The sequence below is a fragment of the Arthrobacter sp. ok909 genome (genome assembly GCF_900104405.1).
Lineage (GTDB): Bacteria > Actinomycetota > Actinomycetes > Actinomycetales > Micrococcaceae > Arthrobacter > Arthrobacter humicola.
Genome location: NZ_FNJS01000004.1, coordinates 158,366 through 181,014 on the forward strand (window position 1 = coordinate 158,366; position 22,649 = coordinate 181,014).

The 22,649-nt window shown below is 65.0% G+C and carries 18 protein-coding genes; 14 read left to right on the forward strand and 4 right to left on the reverse strand.

What is annotated here, in order from left to right; genetic code table 11:
* The first annotated feature begins 8 nt into the window (after positions 1–8).
* The 4 genes from BLR03_RS05320 (at position 9) to BLR03_RS05335 (ending at position 4,371) form a co-directional block, all read left to right on the forward strand.
* Complete coding sequence (locus tag BLR03_RS05320; RefSeq protein WP_091250415.1) at positions 9–1,508, forward strand: CoA-acylating methylmalonate-semialdehyde dehydrogenase; 1,500 nt, start codon at positions 9–11, stop codon at positions 1,506–1,508.
* Complete coding sequence (locus BLR03_RS05325) at positions 1,508–2,581, forward strand: enoyl-CoA hydratase/isomerase family protein (RefSeq protein ID WP_091250417.1); 1,074 nt, start codon at positions 1,508–1,510, stop codon at positions 2,579–2,581. Before BLR03_RS05320 ends, BLR03_RS05325 begins: the two co-directional genes overlap by 1 nt.
* On the forward strand, positions 2,574–3,515 hold the full coding sequence (gene mmsB / locus BLR03_RS05330; RefSeq protein ID WP_091250422.1) for a 3-hydroxyisobutyrate dehydrogenase: 942 nt from the start codon (positions 2,574–2,576) through the stop codon (positions 3,513–3,515). The genes BLR03_RS05325 and mmsB overlap by 8 nt, the downstream gene beginning before the upstream one ends.
* Positions 3,516–3,591: 76 nt before the next feature.
* Positions 3,592–4,371, forward strand: a complete 780-nt coding sequence (locus BLR03_RS05335; protein WP_091250425.1) for an enoyl-CoA hydratase — start codon at positions 3,592–3,594, stop codon at positions 4,369–4,371.
* On the opposite strand, the gene BLR03_RS05340 is transcribed toward BLR03_RS05335, so the two are convergent.
* On the reverse strand, positions 4,358–4,663 hold the full coding sequence (locus BLR03_RS05340; RefSeq protein WP_254788169.1) for a helix-turn-helix domain-containing protein: 306 nt from the start codon (positions 4,661–4,663) through the stop codon (positions 4,358–4,360). The two genes, BLR03_RS05335 and BLR03_RS05340, sit on opposite strands and share 14 nt — an antisense overlap.
* A 286-nt stretch (positions 4,664–4,949) precedes the next feature.
* Here BLR03_RS05340 and BLR03_RS05345 point away from each other — a divergent pair, with 286 nt between their 5' ends.
* The 3 genes from BLR03_RS05345 to BLR03_RS05350 all read left to right on the forward strand — a co-directional run bounded on the left by BLR03_RS05345 (position 4,950) and on the right by BLR03_RS05350 (position 7,399).
* Positions 4,950–6,173: a helix-turn-helix domain-containing protein gene (locus BLR03_RS05345; protein WP_217639744.1), complete on the forward strand. Its 1,224-nt coding sequence runs from the start codon at positions 4,950–4,952 to the stop codon at positions 6,171–6,173.
* The gene (locus tag BLR03_RS24685) at positions 6,170–6,697 is read left to right on the forward strand and encodes an IS30 family transposase (protein ID WP_254788170.1); all 528 of its coding nucleotides are present in this window, start codon (positions 6,170–6,172) and stop codon (positions 6,695–6,697) included. The genes BLR03_RS05345 and BLR03_RS24685 overlap by 4 nt, the downstream gene beginning before the upstream one ends.
* 303 nt (positions 6,698–7,000) lie before the next feature.
* Positions 7,001–7,399, forward strand: a complete 399-nt coding sequence (locus tag BLR03_RS05350) for a hypothetical protein (protein WP_091250430.1) — start codon at positions 7,001–7,003, stop codon at positions 7,397–7,399.
* A gap of 669 nt (positions 7,400–8,068) precedes the next feature.
* On the opposite strand, the gene BLR03_RS05355 is transcribed toward BLR03_RS05350, so the two are convergent.
* Positions 8,069–9,349 (reverse strand): IS110 family transposase, encoded by a 1,281-nt coding sequence (locus BLR03_RS05355; protein ID WP_368086938.1) that lies wholly within the window; start codon positions 9,347–9,349, stop codon positions 8,069–8,071.
* 83 nt (positions 9,350–9,432) lie between these two features.
* Positions 9,433–10,653 carry an ROK family protein gene (locus BLR03_RS05360; RefSeq protein WP_091250433.1) on the reverse strand — a complete coding sequence of 407 codons (1,221 nt, stop codon included), beginning with the start codon at positions 10,651–10,653 and terminating at the stop codon, positions 9,433–9,435.
* A gap of 124 nt (positions 10,654–10,777) precedes the next feature.
* On the opposite strand from BLR03_RS05360, the gene BLR03_RS05365 reads away from it, so the two are divergent.
* Genes BLR03_RS05365 through BLR03_RS05380 form a run of 4 tightly spaced genes read left to right on the forward strand, consistent with a single transcriptional unit; the run spans position 10,778 to position 15,638 of the window.
* Complete coding sequence (locus BLR03_RS05365; protein ID WP_091250436.1) at positions 10,778–12,070, forward strand: ABC transporter substrate-binding protein; 1,293 nt, start codon at positions 10,778–10,780, stop codon at positions 12,068–12,070.
* Positions 12,071–12,096: 26 nt separating this feature from the next.
* Positions 12,097–12,987 (forward strand): carbohydrate ABC transporter permease, encoded by an 891-nt coding sequence (locus BLR03_RS05370; RefSeq protein WP_091250439.1) that lies wholly within the window; start codon positions 12,097–12,099, stop codon positions 12,985–12,987.
* 50 nt (positions 12,988–13,037) lie between these two features.
* Positions 13,038–13,889 carry a carbohydrate ABC transporter permease gene (locus tag BLR03_RS05375; RefSeq protein WP_254788188.1) on the forward strand — a complete coding sequence of 284 codons (852 nt, stop codon included), beginning with the start codon at positions 13,038–13,040 and terminating at the stop codon, positions 13,887–13,889.
* Between the two features lie 48 nt (positions 13,890–13,937).
* A complete protein-coding gene (locus BLR03_RS05380) occupies positions 13,938–15,638 on the forward strand; it encodes a glycoside hydrolase family 13 protein (RefSeq protein WP_091250444.1) in 1,701 nt (566 codons plus the stop codon).
* Between the two features lie 1,025 nt (positions 15,639–16,663).
* On the opposite strand, the gene BLR03_RS05385 is transcribed toward BLR03_RS05380, so the two are convergent.
* Positions 16,664–19,834, reverse strand: coding sequence for a bifunctional cytochrome P450/NADPH--P450 reductase (locus tag BLR03_RS05385; protein WP_091250446.1), 3,171 nt, complete (start codon positions 19,832–19,834; stop codon positions 16,664–16,666).
* Positions 19,835–20,068: 234 nt separating this feature from the next.
* On the opposite strand from BLR03_RS05385, the gene BLR03_RS05390 reads away from it, so the two are divergent.
* From BLR03_RS05390 to ctlX, 3 genes are all read left to right on the forward strand, one after another.
* A complete protein-coding gene (locus tag BLR03_RS05390) occupies positions 20,069–20,500 on the forward strand; it encodes an Lrp/AsnC family transcriptional regulator (protein WP_091250449.1) in 432 nt (143 codons plus the stop codon).
* Positions 20,501–20,654: 154 nt separating this feature from the next.
* A complete protein-coding gene (locus BLR03_RS05395) occupies positions 20,655–21,686 on the forward strand; it encodes an ornithine cyclodeaminase (protein ID WP_091250452.1) in 1,032 nt (343 codons plus the stop codon).
* Positions 21,687–21,693: 7 nt separating this feature from the next.
* The gene (ctlX, locus tag BLR03_RS05400; RefSeq protein ID WP_091250454.1) at positions 21,694–22,647 is read left to right on the forward strand and encodes a citrulline utilization hydrolase CtlX; all 954 of its coding nucleotides are present in this window, start codon (positions 21,694–21,696) and stop codon (positions 22,645–22,647) included.
* Positions 22,648–22,649: the final 2 nt, after the last annotated feature.

Consider the following 22,649-nt stretch of genomic DNA (forward strand, 5'->3'; position numbering starts at 1 on the left):
ATTCGGTCATGGTTCGAGAGCTATCCCATTACATTGACGGGCAGCGGGTGGACGGCACCTCCGGCCGGTTCAGCGATGTGTACGATCCCTGCACCGGTGAGGTCCAGGCCCGGTTGCCGCTGGCCAGCGCAGAGGAGGTGGGCAACGTCATTGCCAGCGCGGAGAAGGGCCAGCTGGCATGGGCCGCCATGAACCCGCAGCGGCGCGGCCGGATCCTGCTCAAGTTCGTGGACCTGGTCAACCAGAACATGGACGAGCTCGCCACCCTGCTGTCCTCCGAACACGGCAAGACCTTCCTCGACGCCAAGGGTGACATCCAGCGCGGCATCGAAGTCGTCGAATTCGCCGCCGGCGCCCCGCACCTGCTCAAAGGCGAGTTCTCGGACAGCGCCGGGACCGGCGTTGACGTGCACTCGATGCGGCAGCCCCTCGGCGTCGTCGCCGGCATCACGCCGTTCAACTTCCCGGCCATGATCCCGCTCTGGAAGTCAGGGCCGGCACTCGCCGCCGGCAACGCCTTCATCCTTAAGCCCTCCGAACGGGACCCCTCCGTGCCGCTCCGGCTGGCCGAGCTCTTCACCGAGGCGGGTCTGCCCGACGGCGTCTTCAACGTGGTCAACGGGGACAAGGAAGCGGTGGATGCGCTGCTCGCGGATCCCCGGGTCCAGGCCATCGGGTTCGTCGGCTCCACGCCCATTGCCCAGTACATCTACGCGACCGCCGCGGCGAACGGCAAGCGCGCCCAGTGCTTCGGCGGGGCTAAGAACCACATGGTGATCATGCCGGACGCCGACCTGGACATGGCCGCGGACGCCCTCATCGGGGCAGGCTTCGGTTCCGCGGGCGAGCGCTGCATGGCGATTTCGGTGGCTGTCCCGGTGGGCCGGAAAACCGCCGACACCCTCGTGGCGAAGCTGCAGGAGCGCATCGCCGTGCTCAAGGTCGGCCACAGCCTGGCCAAGGATTCCGACTTCGGCCCCGTCGTGGCGGCCTCCGCCAAGGAGCGGATCGAAGGCTACATCGCCTCGGGCGTCGAGGAAGGTGCCAGCCTCGTCACCGACGGCCGCGGCCTGAAGGTGGAGGGCTACGACAACGGCTTCTGGGTAGGTCCCACACTGTTCGACAACGTCACGAAGGACATGAAGATCTACAAGGAAGAGATCTTCGGCCCGGTGCTCAGCGTGCTTCGCGCGGAGGACTACGATGAGGCGCTGCGCCTGTGCAGCGAGCACGAGTTCGGCAACGGCGTGGCCATCTTCACCCGCGACGGCGATGCCGCCCGCGACTTCGCCAGCCGGGTCCAGGTGGGCATGGTGGGCATCAACGTCCCCATCCCGGTGCCGATCGCCTACTACACCTTCGGCGGCTGGAAAGCCTCCGGTTTCGGCGACCTCAACCAGCACGGCGCCGACGCCTTCCGCTTCTACACGAAGACCAAGACGGTCACCACCCGCTGGCCCTCTGGCATCCGCACGGGCGCCAGCTTCGTCATGCCGGAAGGCAGCTGATGGTGGACCAGGAGGCCGGCGAGACCGCCGACGTCCTGTTCGAGCGCCGCGGCCGACTCGGCGTCGTGACGCTGAACCGGCCCAAGGCCGTCAACGCGCTCACCGCCGGAATGGCTGCCGCGATGCTGGACCAGCTCACGGTCTGGGCCGACGACGACGCAGTCGCGGCGGTGCTGGTTCGGGGCGCCGGCGACCGGGGCCTGTGCGCGGGCGGCGACATCGTGGCCATCTACCGTGACATGCTCGACGGCGGCGACGCCACCGCGGACTTCTGGGCCGTCGAATACCGACTGAACCTGCTCATCTCCGAGTACCCCAAGCCCTACGTCGCCTTCATGGACGGGCTGGTCCTCGGCGGCGGGGTGGGCATCTCCGCGCACGGTTCAGTGCGGATCGTCACCGAACGCACCCGCTCGGGCATGCCGGAAACGACCATCGGGTTCGTGCCCGACGTCGGCGGCACCCTGCTGCTGTCCCGCGCACCGGGGGAGGCCGGCACGCACGCGGCCCTGACCGGCGCCCACCTGAGCGGGGCGGACGCGCTGTTCCTGGGCCTTGCAGACCACTTCGTGCCTTCGGCCCGGCTGCCGGAGCTGGCGGCGGCGCTCGAAACCGAACCGGCCGACGCCGTCGTCGCGCGGTTCGCCGAATCGGCGCCGCAGTCAGTTCTCGCCGGACAGCGCGAGTGGATCGACGCCTGCTACTCCAGTGACGACGCCGGGGAGATCGTTCGCCGGCTGCGCACTATTGGGGGAGAAGCAGCCGCCGAGGCCGCGGACACGATTACCGCCAAATCACCGACGGCCGTGAAAGTGGCACTGGCATCCCTGCGCCGGGTCCGCGGACTGACCCTGGCGGAGGCCCTGGAACAGGAGTACCGGGTGGGCCTGCGATTCCTTGCCGGCCCCGACTTCCGCGAGGGCATCCGTGCGCAGGTGGTGGACAAGGACCGCACGCCACACTGGCAGCCCGCCACCCTCGCAGACGTGACGAACGACAACGTCGAGTCCTATTTTGCGCCGCTGGGCGACCGTGAACTGAAGCTCTCTTCAAAGGAGAAGAACAATGCCTGAGACCACACCACGGGAAGGCCGCATCGCTTTCCTCGGGCTCGGCCACATGGGCGGCCCGATGGCCGTTAACCTGGTCAAGGCCGGTTACAGCGTGATCGGGTTCGACGTTGTGCCGGCGGCCCTGGACGCCGCCCGGGAACACGGCATTCCGACCGCCGGGACCGCCGTCGAGGCCGCGGCGGGGGCCGCCGTCGTGCTGACCATGCTGCCCAGCGGGCAGCACCTGCTCGACGCCTACCGGGGCACCGGCGGCCAGCCCGGCCTGCTGGAGGCCGCGGCGCCGGGCACCATGTTCCTTGACTGCTCCACCATCAACGTCGACGAGGCCCGTGAGGCCGCGGAGCTCGCGGTCGCGGCGGGCCACAACGCCGTCGACGCCCCCGTGTCCGGAGGTGTGGTGGGCGCCGAAGCCGGCACGCTCACATTCATGGTCGGTGCCCTCCCTGAAGACTTCGAGGCCGTCAAGCCGCTGCTGGACGTCATGGGCAAGCGTGTGGTCCACTGCGGCGGGCACGGTGCCGGCCAGGCGGCCAAGATCTGCAACAACATGATCCTGGGCGTCTCGATGATCGCCGTCAGCGAGGCCTTTGTCCTGGGCGAGAAGCTCGGCCTGACCCACCAGGCGCTGTTCGACGTCGCCTCCGCGGCCTCGGGACAGTGCTGGGCGCTGACCACCAATTGCCCCGTGCCGGGGCCGGTCCCGACGAGCCCCGCCAACCGGGACTACCAGCCCGGATTTGCGGGGGCACTAATGGCCAAGGACCTCAAACTGGCGCTCAACGCGCTCCAGAGCACCGGCGTCGCGGCCCGCCTGGGCCCGCTCGCCTCCGAAATTTACGATACCTTTGCCGCGGAGGGCGGTGCCGGGCGGGACTTCTCAGGCATCATCACCGACATCCGCGACAAATCAGAATCCGGCACGTCCGGGCACTAGTCCCAGACGGAAGCAGCATCCGGAGCCAGACAGGCTCAGGGCCACGCAGGCTCAGAACCAGCTAAGGGGAACACGCATGACGGAACAGTACGCGAACATCCTGGTGGAGCGCCGCGGCCGCGTGGGCCTCGTGACGCTCAACCGGCCGGAGGCCCTGAACGCCCTCAACAAGGCCACGATGGACGAGCTCGTGAAGGCCGTCACCGCGATGGACACGGACCCGGACGTGGGAGCGGTAGTGGTGACCGGCTCCGCCAAGGCCTTCGCCGCCGGCGCGGACATCAAGGAAATGCAGTCCAAGGGCTACATGGACATGTACGCGGCGGACTGGTTCCGCGGCTGGGAGGACTTCACCAGGCTCCGCATCCCCGTGGTCGCTGCCGTGTCCGGGTTCGCCCTCGGCGGCGGCTGTGAACTGGCCATGATGTGCGATTTCATCATCGCCGGGGACAACGCCAAGTTCGGCCAGCCGGAAATCAACCTCGGGGTGCTCCCGGGCATGGGCGGCTCGCAGCGCCTCACCCGCGCGGTGGGCAAATCCAAAGCGATGGACATGATCCTGACCGGACGGTTCATGGGCGCCGAGGAAGCCGAACGTGCCGGACTGGTGTCCCGGGTGGTCCCGGCTGCCGACGTCGTCGAGGAGGCCCTGAAGGCCGCCACCGTGATCGCCTCCAAGTCCAAGCCCGTGGCTATGGTGGCCAAGGAAGCCGTGAACGCCGCCTTCGAGACCGGCCTGGCCCAAGGCGTGCTGTTCGAGCGGCGCGTCTTCCACTCGCTGTTCGCCACCGAGGACCAGAAAGAGGGCATGGCGGCCTTCACCGAGAAGCGGCAGCCGGAGTTCAACCACCGCTAGGCGCTGGCAGGAAGTATGGATTTGATCGCTCTTTGGCGGACTTCTGTGATCGCTTGGTGTCGCCTTTAGGGAGGATGCGACGCGGCCAGTCCTTGAGTGGTCGCGACCCTCTATGAAACGTTGCGCGGGACATTCCGAGATTGCGGGCAACCTGCGCAGCGGGTTCACCGCCTTCGACCAGGCGGACAGCTGTTCGAATGTGGCTGTCGGTGACCCGGCGGGGTCGGCCGCCAAAGTTTGCTGATGGAGTTGGTGACGCACTCGCGTTTGATCTCTTGTTCCACTTGCGCAAGAGCGGCCATGACCGTGAACAGCATCGACCCCATGGGTGTTGAACTGGGATTGTGAGGCTCGCGCCCCGGATACACCGTGATCCACCTTAGAGGTCATCGCGTCTGACGCCCGAGGCCAGAAGGTCTACCTATTGCTCGTGGGTGAACTCTTGCCGCGTGGCTTCGCCTGATCGGTGAGACGACGCACTTCTCTAGGGTTATTCGGCGACCTGCAGTGCAGCGTTTAGGGCAGCGAGATTCTGTCGATCGAAGCAACACCTATTTCAGGGTGATTCGATTATGTATTTGAGTTCTTCTTCGGCAACAGGCATCCGGTTCCTGGCCTCCATCAAGCAAGGAAATGGTCTCAAGCCTTCCACCCGCGCGGCCGGAATCGATAAGGAAGTCGGATACCGCTGGTTGCGTGAAAGTTATCTGGGATTCCGTGGTGAGGGATTGAGTCCGGCCGAGGCGACGGAAGCGCTGGGGTTCACGACGTCACGGCTCCCGGCTTGGGAAGCTGCGGTTGGAGTGGCCACGGGCCGCCACCATCTTCAGACGAACATCGAAGACGAGACCAAATTCTGGACGACTTTTGGTCGCGGAGCCAGGGTGGATCAGGCGGCCGCGGCCGCCGGGGTGAATCGTTCGACGGCGTATCGGTGGATCCGGGTCCGGTTCGACCAGCTCCGGGGCTCGAAGACCACGCTGAAACGATGCCAGGTGCTTTTGCGGTTGACCGACCGGCGTTGCCGCGGTCTCGAACGCGAACGGCTCGCCCGGCTGGCGAAGGAAAGGAATGCTGCCGCCGCGACCCAACACGCCGCCGTTCTGTCCTCGAACCGTTACGCGGACCAGGTGCTGGCCTCAACGGTTTCCCAGGCGCAACAGCGCCGCACCGAACGGGACACGAAATACTGGCATCTGATGCGTGAGGGCAAAAGCAACGCCGAGGCATGCAGAGTTCTGGGTATGCATAGGCGAACAGGCGCGTTGCTCCGGCGTGCGAACAACTACCAGATCCCGTCCCTGAAGGCCCTGCCGGCAGCGGCGGGCCGCTATCTCGATGCCCGGGAACGGCTGCGGATCGCCGACCTCCTGGAGCTGGGGCATTCCATGCGCCGGGTGGCCCGTGAACTGGGCCGCCAGCCCTCCACCATCAAGCGGGAGCTGGACCGCCACCGAGACGCCGAAGGCCGCTACCTGCCCCGGACCGCCGATCACGATGCCCGCCTGCAGCGGGCCCGTCCGAAGGTCCACAAGCTCGTTGCCGATCCCCGCCTGCGCGGGCTCGTGCAACGCAAGCTCAACCGATGCTGGTCCCCGGATGAAATCAGTGGATGGATGAAGAGGACCTACCCCGAGGACCGGGAACTGCGGATCTGCCCCGAAACGATCTACCGGTCGCTGCTACTGCGTGAAGGCCGGGGCCTGCACAAGCGCTACGCCGCCAAGCTGCGCACCGGCAGGAGGATCCGCAAGACCCGTTGGCGCACCGCACGGGGCGCGGCTCACGGATCCGCAACATGAGAATGATCGACCAACGGCCGGCCGAAGTTGAAACCCGCTTGGAAGCAGGCCACTGGGAAGGGGATCTGATCGTCGGGGTCGGGTCCGTCTCGGCAATGGTGACCCTGAGGGAACGAAAAACCCAGTACGGAATCATCGTCAACCTGCCCCAGGACCATACCGCCGCAAGCGTCAACGCCGCCATCACCAGCGCGTTCGCCGTGCTGCCAACGTCCCTGAAACGCACCTTGACATGGGACCAGGGGGTGGAAATGGCCAGCCACGAGGCACTGACCGAGGCCACCGGCGTTCCGGTGTTCTTCGCCGAACGATCCAGCCCGTGGCAACGCGGCGCGAACGAGAACTTCAACGGACTCGTCCGCCAGTATTTTCCCAAGGGCACCAACCTGGCCGTTCACAGCACGAGGCAAGTCGCCCACGTGATGCGGGAGCTCAACACCAGGCCCAGAAGGAACCTCGCTTACGATACCCCGGCCGCATGCTTCAGGGCCGAACACAAGGCGCCGGCAGCGCCTTTAGGGTAGCCTCCAAACAAGGGGTTAAATGGCCCCTATTTAGTCCTTTTGTTGCGTCGACCGATAAAATCCGCCGGCACCCTCACCGGGCAGTTTGCGGGCGGGTCTTACGGGAATCCGCGAGTGCCTGCATAACGGCTTTCTCGAAGGAAGTCATGAAAATGGCGAGCCGGCCGATGGGGGCTTACGGTACAACTCGAGAGGCCTGCCCGGGATACTTTTTACGGGACGGTGAATTGCAGACTCGCCGTGCGCCTTCGGCACCGCAGCTTTTCCTTGGTACCGTGGCGTAAACGTAGCCAAGGGGAAGATGTGGGAAATTTCGAGACGTCCGTCTATGAATCAGGGTCGTGGACGGATGATGAGGCTGCCGACGAGTGGAAGCTTCGGATTTCCGTTCATGACAGCGCCATTGCGACCGTGGACTACCGGCCGTCGGAGTGCGCTAGCGGCCGTTTCTATTTGGGCTTCCAGCCCCGCGATTACTTTGAGGACCCCGCTGCCAGCGACCCGGTCGATCTGCCGGCCGAAGCTGCATGTTTTTCGGTCTGGGCTTCGACTGTTGCCGGCGCCGACGTCCCTGCCGAGGAACTGATGGCGATGATGGCCGCCGAGGACGTTGTCGAACCCGAAGATGTCTTCGTGGAAGAGACCGTGATCCGGCTCCTCGCTCGTCTGGGTCTGCCATTGCCTGCTTGGCTGGAGGGCTAAGAAGCCCTTTTACCCTGGGAACTGGGCGGCCACCATGCCGGAGCGCTTCGGCTGACCTGCCCGCTAACGGATCGGCTTACGTGCGGCGAGGTGACAGTCAGTGCTGCAACAAAATGCCGCTATTTAACGCTGAGATTCATACCCGTGAGGTTGTGAACGCGGTAGCTTGGAAACGTGTTCCGCGCGCGGAGGCTGCAGCAGCCGCGATCGATAGGGTCGGTGTACTGTCAGGAATCAGTCCCCACGGCGTCGGACATCACGTACTCGAGTTTTCGTCGAACCCCGGGGAGACTCAGCGACTTGTTTGAGGAGAGATGACGACAGTGGGAATCACCCCCGGCGCCCTGGTCGCAGTCTTTGTCACCCTGTTCGTGGTCTTTGTCGCTCTGTACGTCGTCCGCCGAAGGAAGTGACCACTCGGCGGCCAAGCCCCCTCAGCCCGGGTTCACAACCTCACGGGGAAGAACAGCTAGGGAAGCTGATTATCCGGAAATTCACTACCGACAGTTTGACGACGATAGCGGGGTCGTCGCTGTCGTGGTCGTAATCGCTGCGAACTCGTTCTCTTCTGGGCTCGATGGAGCGTCGAGTGCCCGTTGAAGGATCCTTGGGTTCTTGCGGTGATTGTAACACTTAGCGGATGGGTGTTGTCATGATGAGGTATTCAATTTACGTAAGACCGGATCTTCTGCAGCTGTACAGGTCGGTGATCTGGGCATCGACGTCGGCGATCTCTGCGTCGCGAGCGTTGATCTGCTCGGCCAGCCGGATGACCAGGGCAGAGCCTGTGGTCTGAGTTGGCAGGACGGTGTGCTGGGAGTTCGCGGCCTTGAGTGCCTTCTCGGCCATCTTGGCACTGTTCCGGCAGCCGCGTTTCCTCAGCCAGCCGGCGAGGCGGGTCAGGCCTATCCGCCGGATGCCCTCGGGGGTCTGGTAACCGCCCAGAAGGATCAGGGGCGCCTTCTTGGAGTAGTCGAACGCACGCTCGAGCGCCGGGAAGCATTCCAGCAAGGTGGCCCGGAGCCGGTTGATCGCCCGGACACGGTCACAGATCAGATCCGTGCGGCGGGCGGTCAGCAGCCGCAGGTCCACGCTGATCTGGTCCGCACCGCGAACGGGCTGGAGGTCGGTGCGCATGCGTGCCTGGTCGGCGATGATCCGGGCATCTTTCGCGTCGGTCTTGCCGTCTCCGCGATAGGTCGCTGCGGCGTGATGCACGATCCGTCCGGGGATATAGAGCAGTTGCTGTGAGTGCGCGGCCAACAACTCGATCAACAGGGCCGCGCCGCCGGCGTTCAGATCCGTAGCCCAGCAGACCTCGCCGCCGGCTGCGATGTCCGCGATCGTGGCTATCAGGTCGAGCAGCACGATTTCGTCGTTCTCGACCTGTTTCGAGAGCAGCACCGTTCCTGTCTGATCGATCACGACGCAATGATGGGCTGTTCGTCGCCGCCAGCCGGCACGCCCCAGAAGTAACTTGCCGTTCGGGTGACGTTGCCTTGCGACGTCTTCGGTGAGCGCCGCGTGCTTTGGCCAGGACGCGGCCTTCGCGCAGGGGCGTTTCCCGTCATGACAGCACGTAGTAAGGGGAGGGCAGCCTCTTGTGCGACGAGCATGTTGTCGCTGGTGCGGAGAAAGGTCCTCGGTGCGGACTTCGGCAAGTCGCAGCACATTCTGCAGCGCGGGGGTTTCGGTGCCGACTTTCCAGATGGTGCTGTTTTTTACTACGTAGACCGCGGCCAATGGCCGGAGCGTCAAGTTGTTGGCCGTGGGTCCGTGGGATACGGTGCTGGCGAACCCAATCCCTACTTTGGCGTTGATGAGCGCGAAGACAGTAAGGGCGTCGGTGACTTCGATGATTTTGTCCGGGGCGAACCCGCACGGTGACCTGCCTCTTCGGCCTTGCTCCTGACCGTCCAGCCAGGGGCCGGGTCTATGACGATCATTCACCGCCCCATGACCCCCTCAGCGTGAATTTTCGTACAGATCATCCGCAGGCGGTATCTGGTGGCAGGTACAGCTTGGCGGTCCCGTCAGGACAAGGCCGCGCGGGAACGCTCAGGGAGATGCGGATCAAAGGACAGCGGCTGGCTGCGTATCATCGACAGTCCGCACTCCAGCGCTCCCAACACGACGCCGTCAGCCCCCAATGCGGACGCGGCCAAGACTGGTGCAGGGGCCTCGAATTTCTCCTCCAGGACGGCGGCGGCCTTCTTCAGGACCGGCTCTACGGCTGCCGCAACGGCACCGGCAACGATCACCTTTTCCACGTCCAGCAGACTCGCAAGCACATGGGCAACCCGGGCCAGCCGCTCGCCCAGCCGATCAACGATGCCGAGTGCTGCGGGGTCCCCGGCGGCTGCCGCGTCGAACACCGCTTCGGCGGACAACCGCCCGCGGGGTATCCCGGCCAGTATCGATCCCGGAGGCAGTGCCCCGGCCCGGCTGGCGGCCACGGCCCACTTCCTGCCCAGCAGGCCGAGGCCTTCGGTGGAGCCCACGCCGTCGACAACGTTTAGCAGGCGCATCTCACCTGCCCCGCCGCGCGGTCCCCGTAAGAGCATCCCGTCGATGACCAAGCCCGCGCCGAAGCGCTCCCCGGAGAGCAGCGCCGCGAAGGAGTTGGCGCCGGCGCCGTGTGCCCGCTCGGCAAGCGCGGCCAGGTTCGCGTCATTGTCCACCACCGTGCGCCCGCAATCCGCAAAGACCGCAGGGAAATCCGGATTCATGTTGCCCCAGAACTCGGTGCTTTCGGGGGAACGGCCCTTTTCATCAACGGGTGCGGGGACTCCGACCACCACCAGGAAGACTTCCTCGGGCCGGACGGCCGCCTCGGCCAATGCCTCGTCAACGGTGTTCCGTACGGTCAATCGGCGAACATCGCCGTATTCGCTGTCAAGGGTCTGTGCAGCACGCGCCAGGATGGTGCCGCGCAAGTCGGCGACGACGGCGGTGATCGTGTGTTGGCCGGCGTCAACGCCGACGATGAGACCCGCCTGACCGCGCAAGCGGTATCGGCGCGCCGGCCTGCCCTTGCTGTACTCGCCGGCTTCGCGGGAATCGCCCATCTCTTCGATCCAGGCCTGCGCGACCAGTTCGTCGCACAAACCCAGGACGGTGGACCGGGTCAAACCCGTTGCGGCCATGGCATCGACGGCACGGAAGGCCCCGGCCTCGAGTGCATAACGGAGCACCGCCCCCATGTTCATTCTCCGGAGCAGCTGTGGCGAAGTCGCCACGTCATCTCGTTCCATTCCTTGACCTTATCGTCCCCTTGATACAAACTTACTTCACGTATTAGATTTACAGTCTAGATTTATGCTGTCGCGTAATGCATCCCGGTGAGGTGATGCGTGTCCAGTCAAAGGAGACAATGAGGTGCTTGCAGTTCAAACGACCGGCCAGCCCGGCCTAAGCAGGCGATCGTTCCTGCTCGGTGCGGGTGCCCTTGGGGCTGGGTTCGCCCTGGCAGGATGCGCCCCGGCGCCGGGGTCCTCGTCGGCAGCCACGGAAATCACGTTCTATGTATCGAAGCCCGAAGTTATCAGCTACTTCGACGGTGTGATTGAGCAGTTCCATCGGAGCCAGGACACGGTCCGGGTAATCCGCGATTCGACCTCGAACATGTCTGCCAACTTCGTGCGCAACCAGCCCCCGGACCTGGGCTGCTGGAACTACAACTTCGCCGTAGCGGAATTCGTCAAACACGGCGCCCTCAGCGACCTGTCCGACATGGCCGAGGCAAAGTCGATCAAACCCCAGCTGTGGCCGCTGTTGAAGCAGACGGCGGATTATCCCGGCCGCACCAGCGCCATCCCGTATTCGATGATGGCCGAATCCGTCATCTACAACAAGGACATCTTCGCCCAGCACGGGCTGTCCGTTCCCACCACCTGGCCGGAGCTCGTGGCCGTCTGCAAGACCTTGCAGGACGCCGGAATCGCCCCGTTCTACAACACCATCAAGGACAGCTGGACAGTGGCGCAGGGATTGTTCGACTACAGCGTTGGCGGCATGGTGGACGTCCCGCAGTTCTTTTCCACGCTCAATGGCGAGGGCACGGCGGTGAAAGCCGGTCCCGCCGCCTCCTTCGAAAAGAACTTCAAGGCCCCCATGGAACGGATGGCCGAGCTGGCCACGTTCGCGAACAAGGATGCTGCCAGCCGCGGCTATGCCGACGGCAACCTCGCCTTCGCCCAGGGCAAAGGGGCTATGTATATGCAGGGCCCGTGGGCGTTGAACGAAATCGCCAAGACTGCCCCGGCCATGAACCTGGGCACCTTCCCGCTCCCTGTTGCCGACAACCCGGCCGACCTGAAGGTGCGCGTAAACGTGGACCTGGCCCTGTGGATCCCCGAGGCCTCCAAAAAGAAGGACGCGGCACGCCAGTTCCTCTCCTTCCTCATGCGCCCGGAGATCAATGACAAGTACAACGCAGACAACAACGGCTTCGGTGTCCGGAACGATGCACCGCCGGCAAGCAACCCGGTCCTGGCCGGCATGCAGAAGTACTACGACGACGCTGCGTTCTACCTGGGTGCCTCCCAGCTCATTCCCGCCTCGATTCCGGTAGCCAACTACGCCCAGTCCATCGCACTCGGCACGGCTCCCGATGCCCCCCTCCAGACCCTGGACGCCGACTGGGCACGCCTTGCCCTGCGCAACGTCTGACCAACCCGCAAGAATTGAGTGCCTCCATGTCATTGATACGCAGTGGACGCCCGTCCCCGCGGCGGCGCGTTGAACCCGTGTTCTATGCTTTCCTCCTCCCCACGGTCCTCGCCTTCACCCTCGCGATCACCGTCCCGGCCCTTATGGGGATCACCTTGAGTTTCACCAACTCGGTGGGATTCGGTGAGTTCAAGTTCACCGGCCTCACCAACTACATCGCGGCCTTCTCCGACCCGGCCATTCTTAAGGCCTACGGCTTCACTATCGGCTTCGCGGTGGTGACCGTGGCGGTGGTCAACGTGGTGGCCTTCTTCCTGGCACTGGGCCTGACCGAGAAGATCCGGGCCAAGATCGCCCTGCGCGCCGTTTTTGTCCTGCCCATGGTGATCTCGGGCATCGTCATCGCCTATGTCTTCAACTTCCTGTTTTCCAATTCCGTGCCGGAAATTGCCACGGCGCTGGGGATCAAGTCCCTGGAAACGAGCATGCTGGCCAATCCGGACCTCGCCTGGCTCGCCTTGGTTCTGGTCACTGCCTGGCAGGCGGTCCCTGCCACGCTGCTGATCTACATTGCCGGCATCCTGTCCATCCCCTCCGACGTCTATGAGGCAGCAGCCCTTGACGGTGCCACGTCCTGGCGCAAGCTGGCATCCATCACGATCCCGCTGGCAGCGGGCTACATCGTGATCAACCTGATCATGGGGTTCAAGGGCTTCATGAATGCCTATGACATCATCGTTGGCCTGACCAACGGCGGCCCCGGCACCTCCACCACCAGCGTCGCCATGTCCATCTTCAATGGCTTCACCAACGGCGACTACTCCTACCAGATGGCCAATGCGACAATCTTCTTCCTGATCGCCATCGTCATCGCACTGCTGCAGTTGCGTGCCACCCACGGAAAGGCGACCTTCTGATGACCACCCAAACGCTTGACGAGTCCGCCACTGATATAAGGCACGCCGGCATGCCGGCCGCTTCCCGCCGTCGTATGTCCCGGGCGCAACGCGGCCGCTGGACCCTCACCATCGTCTTGGCCCTCTGTTCGCTCACGGTCGTGGTTCCCCTGTACGTGACTCTCTCCATGGCCTTCAAGACCACCACCCAGGCCGTGGACGGGAACGCCTTCTCGCTGCCGGGCCCCTGGAGCCTGGATGGTTTTGCCCAGGCCTGGACTCTGACGAACTTCCCCCGCAGTTTCGCCGTCTCCGTGGGGATCGCTGCGCTCAGCGTGGCAGGCACCATCATTCTGAGCGCCCTCGCAGCCTTTGCGATCTCCCGCAACTGGGACCGCAGGCTGTTCCGCTGGTCATTTTTCTACCTGCTGGCGGCCATGTTCCTGCCCTTCCCGGTGGTGGCACTGTCCCAGGTGAGCCTGAGCGGCGTCGTCCACCTGGACAACCCGGTGGGCGTCGCCATCCTGCACATCATGTTCCAGTTGTCCTTCAGCGTCATGCTGTTCACGGCCTTTCTGCGTTCCATCCCGACCGAACTCGAGGAAAGTGCCCGTATTGATGGGGCCAGCACAGGGCAGGTGTTCTGGCGGCTGATCTTCCCGCTTCTGGCGCCCATGAGTGCCACCGTGGGGATCTTCGCCTTCCTGGCCTCCTGGAACGACTACATGATGCCTGCCCTCATCATTTCGAACCCGGCAATGCAGACCCTGCCCGTGCTGCAGCAGATGTTCCAAACCCAGTTCAGCAACAACTACAACGTGTCCTTTGCGTCCTACCTCATGGCCATGGCGCCCTCGATCGTTGTGTACCTGTTTGCGCAGCGCTGGGTGATGTCGGGCCTGACCCAGGGCGCCATCAAGTAAATCCCTGCTTATCCACTCCCACCCATCGAGTACCGGAGAAAACCTTCCATGACCGAAACCCTGCAGTCCGCAGCCACCCTGTCCACCGTGGACGCCAATTGGTGGCGGCAGGCCTCCGTCTACCAGATCTACCCGCGCAGCTTCGCCGATTCCAACGGTGACGGGCTGGGCGACCTGCCCGGGGTAACCTCCCGCGTCCCGTACCTGAAGGCCCTGGGCATCGACGCCGTCTGGCTGAGCCCCTTCTACCCATCCGCCCTGGCGGATGGCGGCTACGACGTGGACGACTACCGCAATGTTGACCCGCGGCTGGGTACCCTGGATGACTTTGACGAGATGGCCGCGGCCCTCCATGCCGCGGACATCCGCCTCATCGTCGACATCGTGCCCAACCACTCCTCCGACCGGCACGAGTGGTTCAAGGAAGCACTCGCCTCGCCGAAGGGATCGGCCGCCCGTGAACGTTACATCTTCCGTGACGGGCTGGGGATTGACGGCGGGCTCGCGCCCTCGGACTGGGAATCGGTGTTTGGCGGCCCGGCCTGGGACCGCATCACCGAACCTGACGGTACGCCCGGCCAGTGGTACCTGCACCTCTTCGCCAAGGAACAGCCGGACTTCAACTGGGACAACCCTGAAGTACGCGAGGACTTCCTGAAGACACTGCGCTTCTGGTCCGACCGCGGCGTGGACGGCTTCCGCATCGACGTCGCTCATGCCCTGACCAAGGACCTGCCGGAGGTGCTTCCCTCCAAGGCCGAACTGCCCCAAGACGGCGAAAACGCCTTGGGCGCCCACCCCATCTGGGACCGCGACGAGGTACACGAGATCTACGCCGAGTGGCGCAAGCTCTTCAATGAATACAACCCGCCCCGCACCGCCGTCGCCGAAGCCTGGGTACACGCGGACCGCCGTGCCCGCTACGCTAGCCCCGAAGGACTGGGCCAGGCCTTCAACTTCGACCTCCTTCAGGCAGACTTCGACGCCGCCCAGTTCCGCACCATCATCACCAAGAACCTGACCGAGGCACAGGCCACCGGGGCCTCCTCCACCTGGGTGTTCTCCAACCATGACGTCATCCGCCATACCACGCGCTACGGCCTGCCGGCCGCTGAGCCGGCCGCTGAAGGGGCGATCATGGCCGGCAATGCCGGCAAGGCCTGGCTGCTTGAGGGCGGCGACCCTTCCGCAGTGGACGCCGTGCTGGGCCTGCGTCGGGCTACGGCGGCCTCGCTGCTGATGTTTGCCCTGCCCGGCTCTGCCTACCTTTACCAGGGTGAAGAGCTCGGCCTGCACGAGGTGGGTGACATTGCCGACGCCGAGCGGCAGGATCCGGCGTTCTTCCGCAACCCGGGCGTGGACATCGGCCGCGACGGCTGCCGGGTTCCGCTGCCTTGGACGGCCGAGGGCAATTCGTTCGGTTTCGGGACCGGCGGCTCCCACCTGCCGCAGCCGGAATGGTTTGCCGACACCTCAGTGGAAGCCGAGGAAACACGGGAAGACTCGACCCTGTCCATCTACCGCAAGGCCCTGGCACTGCGGGCCCGGCTGCAAACAGGCGAAGAGCTGGAATGGCTGGAGACCGGCCGGCTCGACGTCCTGGCCTTCCGACGGCCCAACGGCTGGACCTCGGTGACGAACTTCGGCACGGAACCCTTCAAGCTCCACGGCGGCGAGGTGCTGGTCTCCAGTTCACCGCTGGGGTCTGGTGTGCTGCCCGGTTCGACCACCGTTTGGCTCCAGGCCTAGCTGTATCTGGCCCTGGCATTGGCTGCAGCTGGGGGCGTGAAAGCCAGGAGGCCTCTGTGCTCAGCGGGAACTACCCAGTTCCCGCTGAGCACGGAGGCCTCGTCCTGAGGTAATGCCCGATTGCTGCTCATCGAATGGATGCTTTCCGGCAGACCGGGCAACCGCACTGACGCTACGACCTCACTCAAGCTGCCCCGTCGACATGCAGTTCTCTCGACGCAAGGAAGATCGCTACGTCACGGGATGGTGCGCCCGTTGTCCTCGCTTTCACTACCCACGACGATCAAGGCAACCCGGTAGGCGGTATCTGCGATCCGCTCCCGGTGGAATGGCAGGGTAGCCACCTGTCCCTCAGGAAGTAATGCAATGAGGACGCCGCCGCCGGACACTTCACAAGGTGACGGCCGGCGACATCTGGGCTACGACGGTCCCCTCGCCGGAGTGGAGTCATCTACAACAAGGACCCTTGGCCAAAATTCGGGGTCGCCGTACCCCCAACCCGGGACCAATTTCTGACGGCTTGAACCCCTTCAGGCGGTAGGCCGGCGTCCATCTACCGTGCACACTCGGAAAACTCCGCGGACCCTGCAGGCTGGCTTCAGGCCATGGCCTCAACAACAAAAGCAAAGGACCATGATGTACGCTCCTGCGACCCCTGTCGCCGGCTCATCGTCCGAAGCGCATCTTCGGATAGGGATCGATGTCGGCGGGACCTGGATCAAGGGTGCCAGTATCGACATGAGCACCGGCACCCCGACCGGGGAGGTCCGGCACCTCCCGACGCCTTCGGACGGAACCCCGGAGGGGGTGGCGCACGTACTGAATCAAATCATCGATGACCTGCGCTGCGGAAGCTCCGGGGAAGCGGATCTGACCGTAGGAGTCGCCATCCCCTCGATTGTCCAACACGGAGTAGCCCGGTCGGCAGCAAACCTGGATGACAGCTGGATCGGATTAGATGTTCAGGCTTATCTGGGAGGGCAACTTCGACTCCCTGTTTGGGCTGCGGGAGCGGCTGCGCATCATCAGGTGAAGATGTCGGCCACGTACCTGCCGTGGGTGCGCTCCACCTCATCCATCCACGTCTCGGCGTCCGCCAGGGAGGCGCCGGTGGCCTCCCTGTAGATCTGCACGCACGTGTCGCGGACCTGGGGCGCCATGTATTCGCCGTCGCCGCAGACGTAGACCGTGGCGCCCTGCTTGACCAGCTCCACGACGTCGGCGCGGTCCGACCACAGGCGGTCCTGGACGTACTTCCGGCCATCCTCGGGGACGGTGGAGAAGGCCGGCCGGAGGTCGAGGTTGGCCTCCTGCGCCCAGGAGGCAAGTTCGTCGTGGTAGAGGAAGTCGGTGTCCGGGGCGCGGCAGCCGAAGAACAGCAGAGCCGGTGCCGGCGTCACGCCTTCGGCCTGGGCCCGGAGCGCGCGGTCCTGGACGAAGCCGCGGAAGGGCGCCAGCCCGGTCCCGGCACAGACCATGATGAGCGGGACCGCCAGGGGCGCCGGTGGGTGGAAAGCGGCGTTCGAAGGACGAACCGTCACCGCGATCCTTGACCCCGGCCTGGCCTGGGCGAGATACGTGGAAGAGGCCCCTTCAAAGGTGCCGCGACCGGACCACGCGGGAGCCTGGATGACAGCGAAGGTCAAGGTGGCGTGGTCGGGGCTCCAGAGCGGGGACGAGGAGATCGAGTACCGCCGGGGCGTCAGTTGCGTCAGCAGTTGCAGGAACGAGGTGAACGACAGCTGGCATGACGGGTACGTCTCCAGCAGGTCCAGGAGAGAGACGCGCTTCTCCAGGATCTCGGCCGCATAGCGCCCGCGGTCCCGCGCCAGGGCCTCAAGCCCGCTCCGCTCTGCGGGATCCGCGGCGACGTCGGCCAGGTCCTCGAGCTGTGTGCGGGTGGCGGGGACCGCAAGTTCGACGTAACTGCTGAGGAGTTCGCCCACGGCCACGGGCGAGCCGGTGGGCAGGAACGTGTCTCCCCGCTCCATGCTCAGCAGGACGTGCAAGTCATAGTCGAGGTTGAAGCGGGCCAGCGCCCGCTGCACGAGTGTGGCGGGATTCAGCGGCAGCACGGCCAGGTAGTCGCCGGTCCGGTAGCTCATTCCCTCGGGCAGGGCGATCTCGACATGCCGTTTGGACCGGGCGCCGGGTTTGGCCAGGTCCACCAGTTCCCGGTTTGCCACGACGGTGCCCAGGGCCAGCCCGTTCTGGCGCAGCAGCGGGTCCCGGACGTTGCCCACGAACTGCAGTTCAAGCTGGAGCTGCGCGGCCGGGGAGCTGGTCCGCTGCCCGAGGGCGGCGTCCACCGCGGGCCAGAATCCCGCATACCACTCGTCGAAATCGCCGAAGAAGTCGCCGCGGGCATTGGCCTCGCCCCGGGCATAGACCGGCACGGCGCCCGCGGTCGCGAGCCGGGCGTCGATGGCCTTGGGCACCTCCTGGTACGTTCGCGCCCAGTCCTTGTTGCCGTTGCCGAAGACCGTGTACCGCACTCCGGCGAGGCTGCCCGGCTGCAGGCCTTGGGTCCAGGCCAAGAATTTCCGGGCGTTGTCGGGCGGCTGCCCCTCGTAGGAGGAGGACACGATCGCGACGAGCCCCTCCGTCGGCAGTCCGCCGGCGGCCTCGTCGAGCGGCCCGATCGTGGGGCTGTAGCCGCGCCGTCCGGCGTCGTTGGCTATGCGCTGGGCGAAGTCCTTGGACGTGCCCGCATTGGAACCGTAGAGCACCCGGATCGGGACGCCGTTGGGAGCGGCAGCCGGCGCTTCCGTCTGCCGGGCCTGTTCGACGGCGGCATGGCCGGCCGCGATCTTGACGTCCCGCCGGCGCGCGTGGATGTACAGACCCTCAGGCTTCATCGTGAGCGTGTGCTTGATCTGCAGCTCATAACCGGGATCCGCCGAGGCGATCTCGAAGCGCTGGAGCAGCTTGGCCAGGAAGAGCATGGCCTCCTGCAGGGCAAAACCCCGGCCGATGCAGGACCGCTGGCCGTTGCCGAAAGGCTTCCAGGCATTGGCCGGGATGGTCGCGGCCCGCTCTGGGGAGAACCGCTCGGGGTCGAACACGGCGGCGTCCTCTCCCCACGCCGCCTTGTCCCGGTGCAGCCGCGGGAGCAGGACCAGGATGGGCTGGCCTGCGGAGACGTCGTAGCGGCCGCCGAGCGTCGTGTCCTGGAACGGGGCGACGTTGAACGCCGGGGCAGTGGGCCAGAGCCGCAGCGTTTCCTTGAGAATCTGGTCCAGGTACCCCAACCGGGGCAGGTGCTCGAACCTGGCGCTGTCCGAGCCCAGGACCTCGTCCACCACAGCGTGCGCCTTGGCCAGGACGGCCGGATGGCGCAGCAGCTCGTAGAGGGCAAAGGACAGCAGGCCGCTGGTTGTCTCGTGCCCGGCGATCAGGAACGTGACCATCTGATAGCGGATGTTCTCATCCGAGAGCCGCTCGCCGGTCACGGGGTCCGCCGCGCTGAGCATGGTGTCGAGGATGTCCTCGCTGCCGGCCGGGCTCGGATTGCGCCGCCGGTCGCTGATGATCTGCTCGGCGACCTCGAACATCAAGACGTTGTCTTCCTCGAGCTGGTGTCGTCTGCGCAGCATGATCTTGTTCTGTACCGGGAGCCTGCGTGCCCGCCCGCCGGATTCGACCAGCGCGCGGACCATGGCCCCGACGAAGGGATGCATCTCTTCCCGGTAGAGGCTGTTGAACCGGTACTTGAACGAACACAGGGCGATCGTGTCCAGGGTCAGGCGGGTGGTGTTGTCCGGAACGTCGATCCGGGCCGTGGGCCCGAGCCTCTCCCACTTGAGCAGCAGCTGCTCGACGATGTCGTCCATGCCCACGAACATCCGCTTGAGCGCCGCGGGCCCGAACGCCGGCATCAGGATCCGGTGTGCCTTTTGCCAGTTGGGCTCCTTTGTTTCCGCGGTGAACAGGCCGTCACCGGCGAACTGCCGCACCTCGCGGAGGGCAGTGCCGAGCACCTTGCCGAAGCGGGATTCGTCGCACACCTCGTTGACGAGTTCCTGGGAGGAGACGACGACGAGGCTGCGGTTGAAGAACTGAATGCGGACGATGGGGCCGTACTGCTCGGCCACCTCGGCCAGCCCCAGGACGCCCTTGCTGGAGTCGATATCGGGCAGATTGCCGACGACCGGCCGGGGCGGGGGCTGGGGTATGGGGACGCTGGATGACGGCATGGGCCCTCCTAAGCGGTCGCCGATTGACGCTCGTGAGCACTGTTTCCTGTGGGGATTCCTGCCGGACGGGACGGGACCGCCCTGCCCGGATCCACGATACTCCGCTCAGATCCCGGGCAATAGGGGCGATAGGTCGGGACCGGGGTGTGGGCGATATGCCGATTCAACGATCAGAGACCTCACTTTTCATTGATAGAAGTCGCAAAATATTGAGCCTGGACGTACATTGTGACAATGACCGCCCTCGATGATCTTGACCGCCGGCTCCTCTCCGCCCTCCGTGAGGACGGCAGGGCCTCGGTGGCCAGCCTGGCGCGCCGGCTGGATGTTGCCCGGGCTACCGTCAACAGCCGGCTGGAGCGGCTTGTGGCATCCGGGACCATCGTCGGATTCACGGTCCGGGTGCGCGATGAGCTCGACCCGCTGGCGATCCGCGCCGTTGCCCTGATTGCGGTGGAAGGCAGGACGACGGACAGGGTTATCCGCCAGCTCAGGGGCTTTCCCGAGATCACGGCACTGCACACCACCAACGGCGGGTGGGACCTTGTTGCCGAACTCCGCACCGAAAGTCTTGTCGACTTTGACCAGGTCCTGGGCCGGATCCGGGGCGTCGATGGCGTTGTCAACAGCGAAACGAGCCTCCTGCTGAGCTCCGTGCTGCGCTAGGGATCACGGGGCGTCCAGCCAACAAAATATTCAATCGGCGTCGTCACTATGCTCAGTCGCACAACAAAAAGCTTGCTGTTTGGCAATTGAGACTGCATATCGCCGAACCCTAGAGTGGTGGCATCAGCAACTAACTAGAGAATGAGGAGGCGCAATGACGCGCTTTGTCGATGTCCACAACATGGTGCGCTGGGCTGCCGGACGCGGGCCGGAGACCATCATTTCCGGCATGATCGAGTACGTTGAGAATGACTTCCGGCGCTGGGAGTCGTTCGACAAGACTCCCCGGATCGCCAGCCACACGCCATTCGGCGTCATCGAACTCATGCCCACGAGCGATCACGAGACCTATGGTTTCAAGTACGTCAACGGCCACCCGTCCAACCCCGCACGCGGTTTCCAGACCGTGACAGCGTTTGGCGTCCTGGCCGACGTCCACAACGGCTATCCCACATTCCTCACCGAGATGACAGTCCTGACTGCGCTGCGCACCGCGGCGACGTCCGGCATGGTGGCCAAGAAGCTCGCCCGTGCCGGCTCGCGCGTCATGGCGATGATCGGCAGCGGAAGCCAGTCCGAGTTCCAGGCCCTCGCGTTCCGGAGTGCACTGGGGATCTCCACGCTCCGGGTATGGGACACGGATCCCGCCGCGCTCAAGAAGTTCGTGGCCAACATGACGCCGCTGGGCTTTGACATCACGATCGCCACATCCGCGGCGGATGCGGTGCGGGGAGCCGATGTCATCACGACGTGCACCGCGGACAAGGCCAACGCCACCATCCTCACGGCGGACCTGATTGAACCGGGCGTCCACATCAATGCCATCGGCGGGGACTGCCCCGGGAAGACCGAGCTTGAACCGGCGATCCTCGGACTCGGCGACGTGTTCGTCGAATACGCCCCCCAGACCCGGATCGAAGGGGAGATCCAGCACATGCCGGCCGACTTCCGCGTCACGGAGTTCTGGCAGGTCCTGACCGGCAAAGCGCCCGGACGAACCGACGATGCACAGATCACCATCTTCGACTCGGTCGGCTTTGCCATTGAGGACTTTTCCGCCCTGAGGTTCGTGCGCGACGCCGTCGCCGGCACCGATTTCTTCGTGGAGATCGACCTCGTCGCCAGCCCGGAGGACCCGAAGAACCTGTTCGGCCTCGTGGGTGCCCTTTCTCCCGTCGGCTCGTAAGCCTGCGATGTCCGTTCAAGCCCCCTCCGCCGTCGTTCTCGTGAGGCCGCACAACTTCATGCCAAACGAGGCGACGGCATTGGATAATGCCTTCCAGACGGCCCTCCAGATGCCGGCTCATCCCGGGGATCGGCAAACGCTGGCCGCCGCCGCCCGTCACGAGGTGTCGGGGCTGGCCGAGGCGCTGGAGGCGGCCGGTGTCACGGTGCACGTGTTCGAGGACCATGACGAAACCCGCCCGGATAGTGTGTTTCCCAACAACTGGCTCTCCACCCATGCGGGTGGCCGGATCGGGATCTTCCCGATGTACGCCCCCAACCGCCGCCACGAACGCCGCAGCGACATCCTGGACTTCCTGAAGACCCATTACCGGGTGCAGGACGTCATCGATTACTCCGGGCTGGAAATGGACAGCGTCTTCCTGGAGGGAACGGGGGCCATGGTCTTGGACCACGGCTCCCGTGTGGCCTATGCCGCACGATCCCGCCGGGCCGATCCCGTGGCGCTGGAGCGGTTCTGTACGAACTTCGGCTATGAGCCCATGCTGTTCGACGCGGTCGACGCAGACGGCACCGCCATCTATCACACGAATGTGATGATGACTGTGGCGACAGACTTCGCAATGGTCGGAGTGGACCTGATCCGCTCGGCTGGACGCCGGCGTGAGGTGATGGAACGGCTTGCCGCCGGGGGGCGGGCGGTCATCGAGCTGAGCCCCTACCAGATCAGCAATTTCGCAGGCAACGCGATCGAGCTGCAAGGCGCGGAAGGCCGCGTGCTGGCGCTCTCTCGGCGGGCCCTGGGAACCCTGACGGCGGAGCAGAAGGCCGTCATCGAACGAAACTGCACCTTGCTGCCCGTGGACGTTCCCACGATCGAACTGGCCGGGGGGTCCGTGCGATGCATGATCGCCGGCATCCATCTCGACCGCCGGCCCGTCCCTGCCGGCGTCGGGGGCTGACC

Excerpts from the sequence above, each read along its gene's own strand:
- mmsB (WP_091250422.1), top strand. The coding sequence starts at position 2,574 with ATGCCTGAGACCACACCACGGGAAGGCCGCATCGCTTTCCTCGGGCTC.
- BLR03_RS05380 (WP_091250444.1), top strand. The coding sequence starts at position 13,938 with ATGACCGAAACCCTGCAGTCCGCAGCCACCCTGTCCACCGTGGACGCC.
- BLR03_RS05385 (WP_091250446.1), bottom strand. The coding sequence starts at position 19,834 with ATGCCGTCATCCAGCGTCCCCATACCCCAGCCCCCGCCCCGGCCGGTC.
- BLR03_RS05390 (WP_091250449.1), top strand. The coding sequence starts at position 20,069 with ATGACCGCCCTCGATGATCTTGACCGCCGGCTCCTCTCCGCCCTCCGT.
- BLR03_RS05320 (WP_091250415.1), top strand. The coding sequence starts at position 9 with ATGGTTCGAGAGCTATCCCATTACATTGACGGGCAGCGGGTGGACGGC.
- BLR03_RS24685 (WP_254788170.1), top strand. The coding sequence starts at position 6,170 with ATGAGAATGATCGACCAACGGCCGGCCGAAGTTGAAACCCGCTTGGAA.
- BLR03_RS05375 (WP_254788188.1), top strand. The coding sequence starts at position 13,038 with ATGCCGGCCGCTTCCCGCCGTCGTATGTCCCGGGCGCAACGCGGCCGC.
- BLR03_RS05370 (WP_091250439.1), top strand. The coding sequence starts at position 12,097 with ATGTCATTGATACGCAGTGGACGCCCGTCCCCGCGGCGGCGCGTTGAA.
- BLR03_RS05360 (WP_091250433.1), bottom strand. The coding sequence starts at position 10,653 with ATGGAACGAGATGACGTGGCGACTTCGCCACAGCTGCTCCGGAGAATG.
- BLR03_RS05335 (WP_091250425.1), top strand. The coding sequence starts at position 3,592 with ATGACGGAACAGTACGCGAACATCCTGGTGGAGCGCCGCGGCCGCGTG.
- BLR03_RS05395 (WP_091250452.1), top strand. The coding sequence starts at position 20,655 with ATGACGCGCTTTGTCGATGTCCACAACATGGTGCGCTGGGCTGCCGGA.
- BLR03_RS05325 (WP_091250417.1), top strand. The coding sequence starts at position 1,508 with ATGGTGGACCAGGAGGCCGGCGAGACCGCCGACGTCCTGTTCGAGCGC.
- ctlX (WP_091250454.1), top strand. The coding sequence starts at position 21,694 with ATGTCCGTTCAAGCCCCCTCCGCCGTCGTTCTCGTGAGGCCGCACAAC.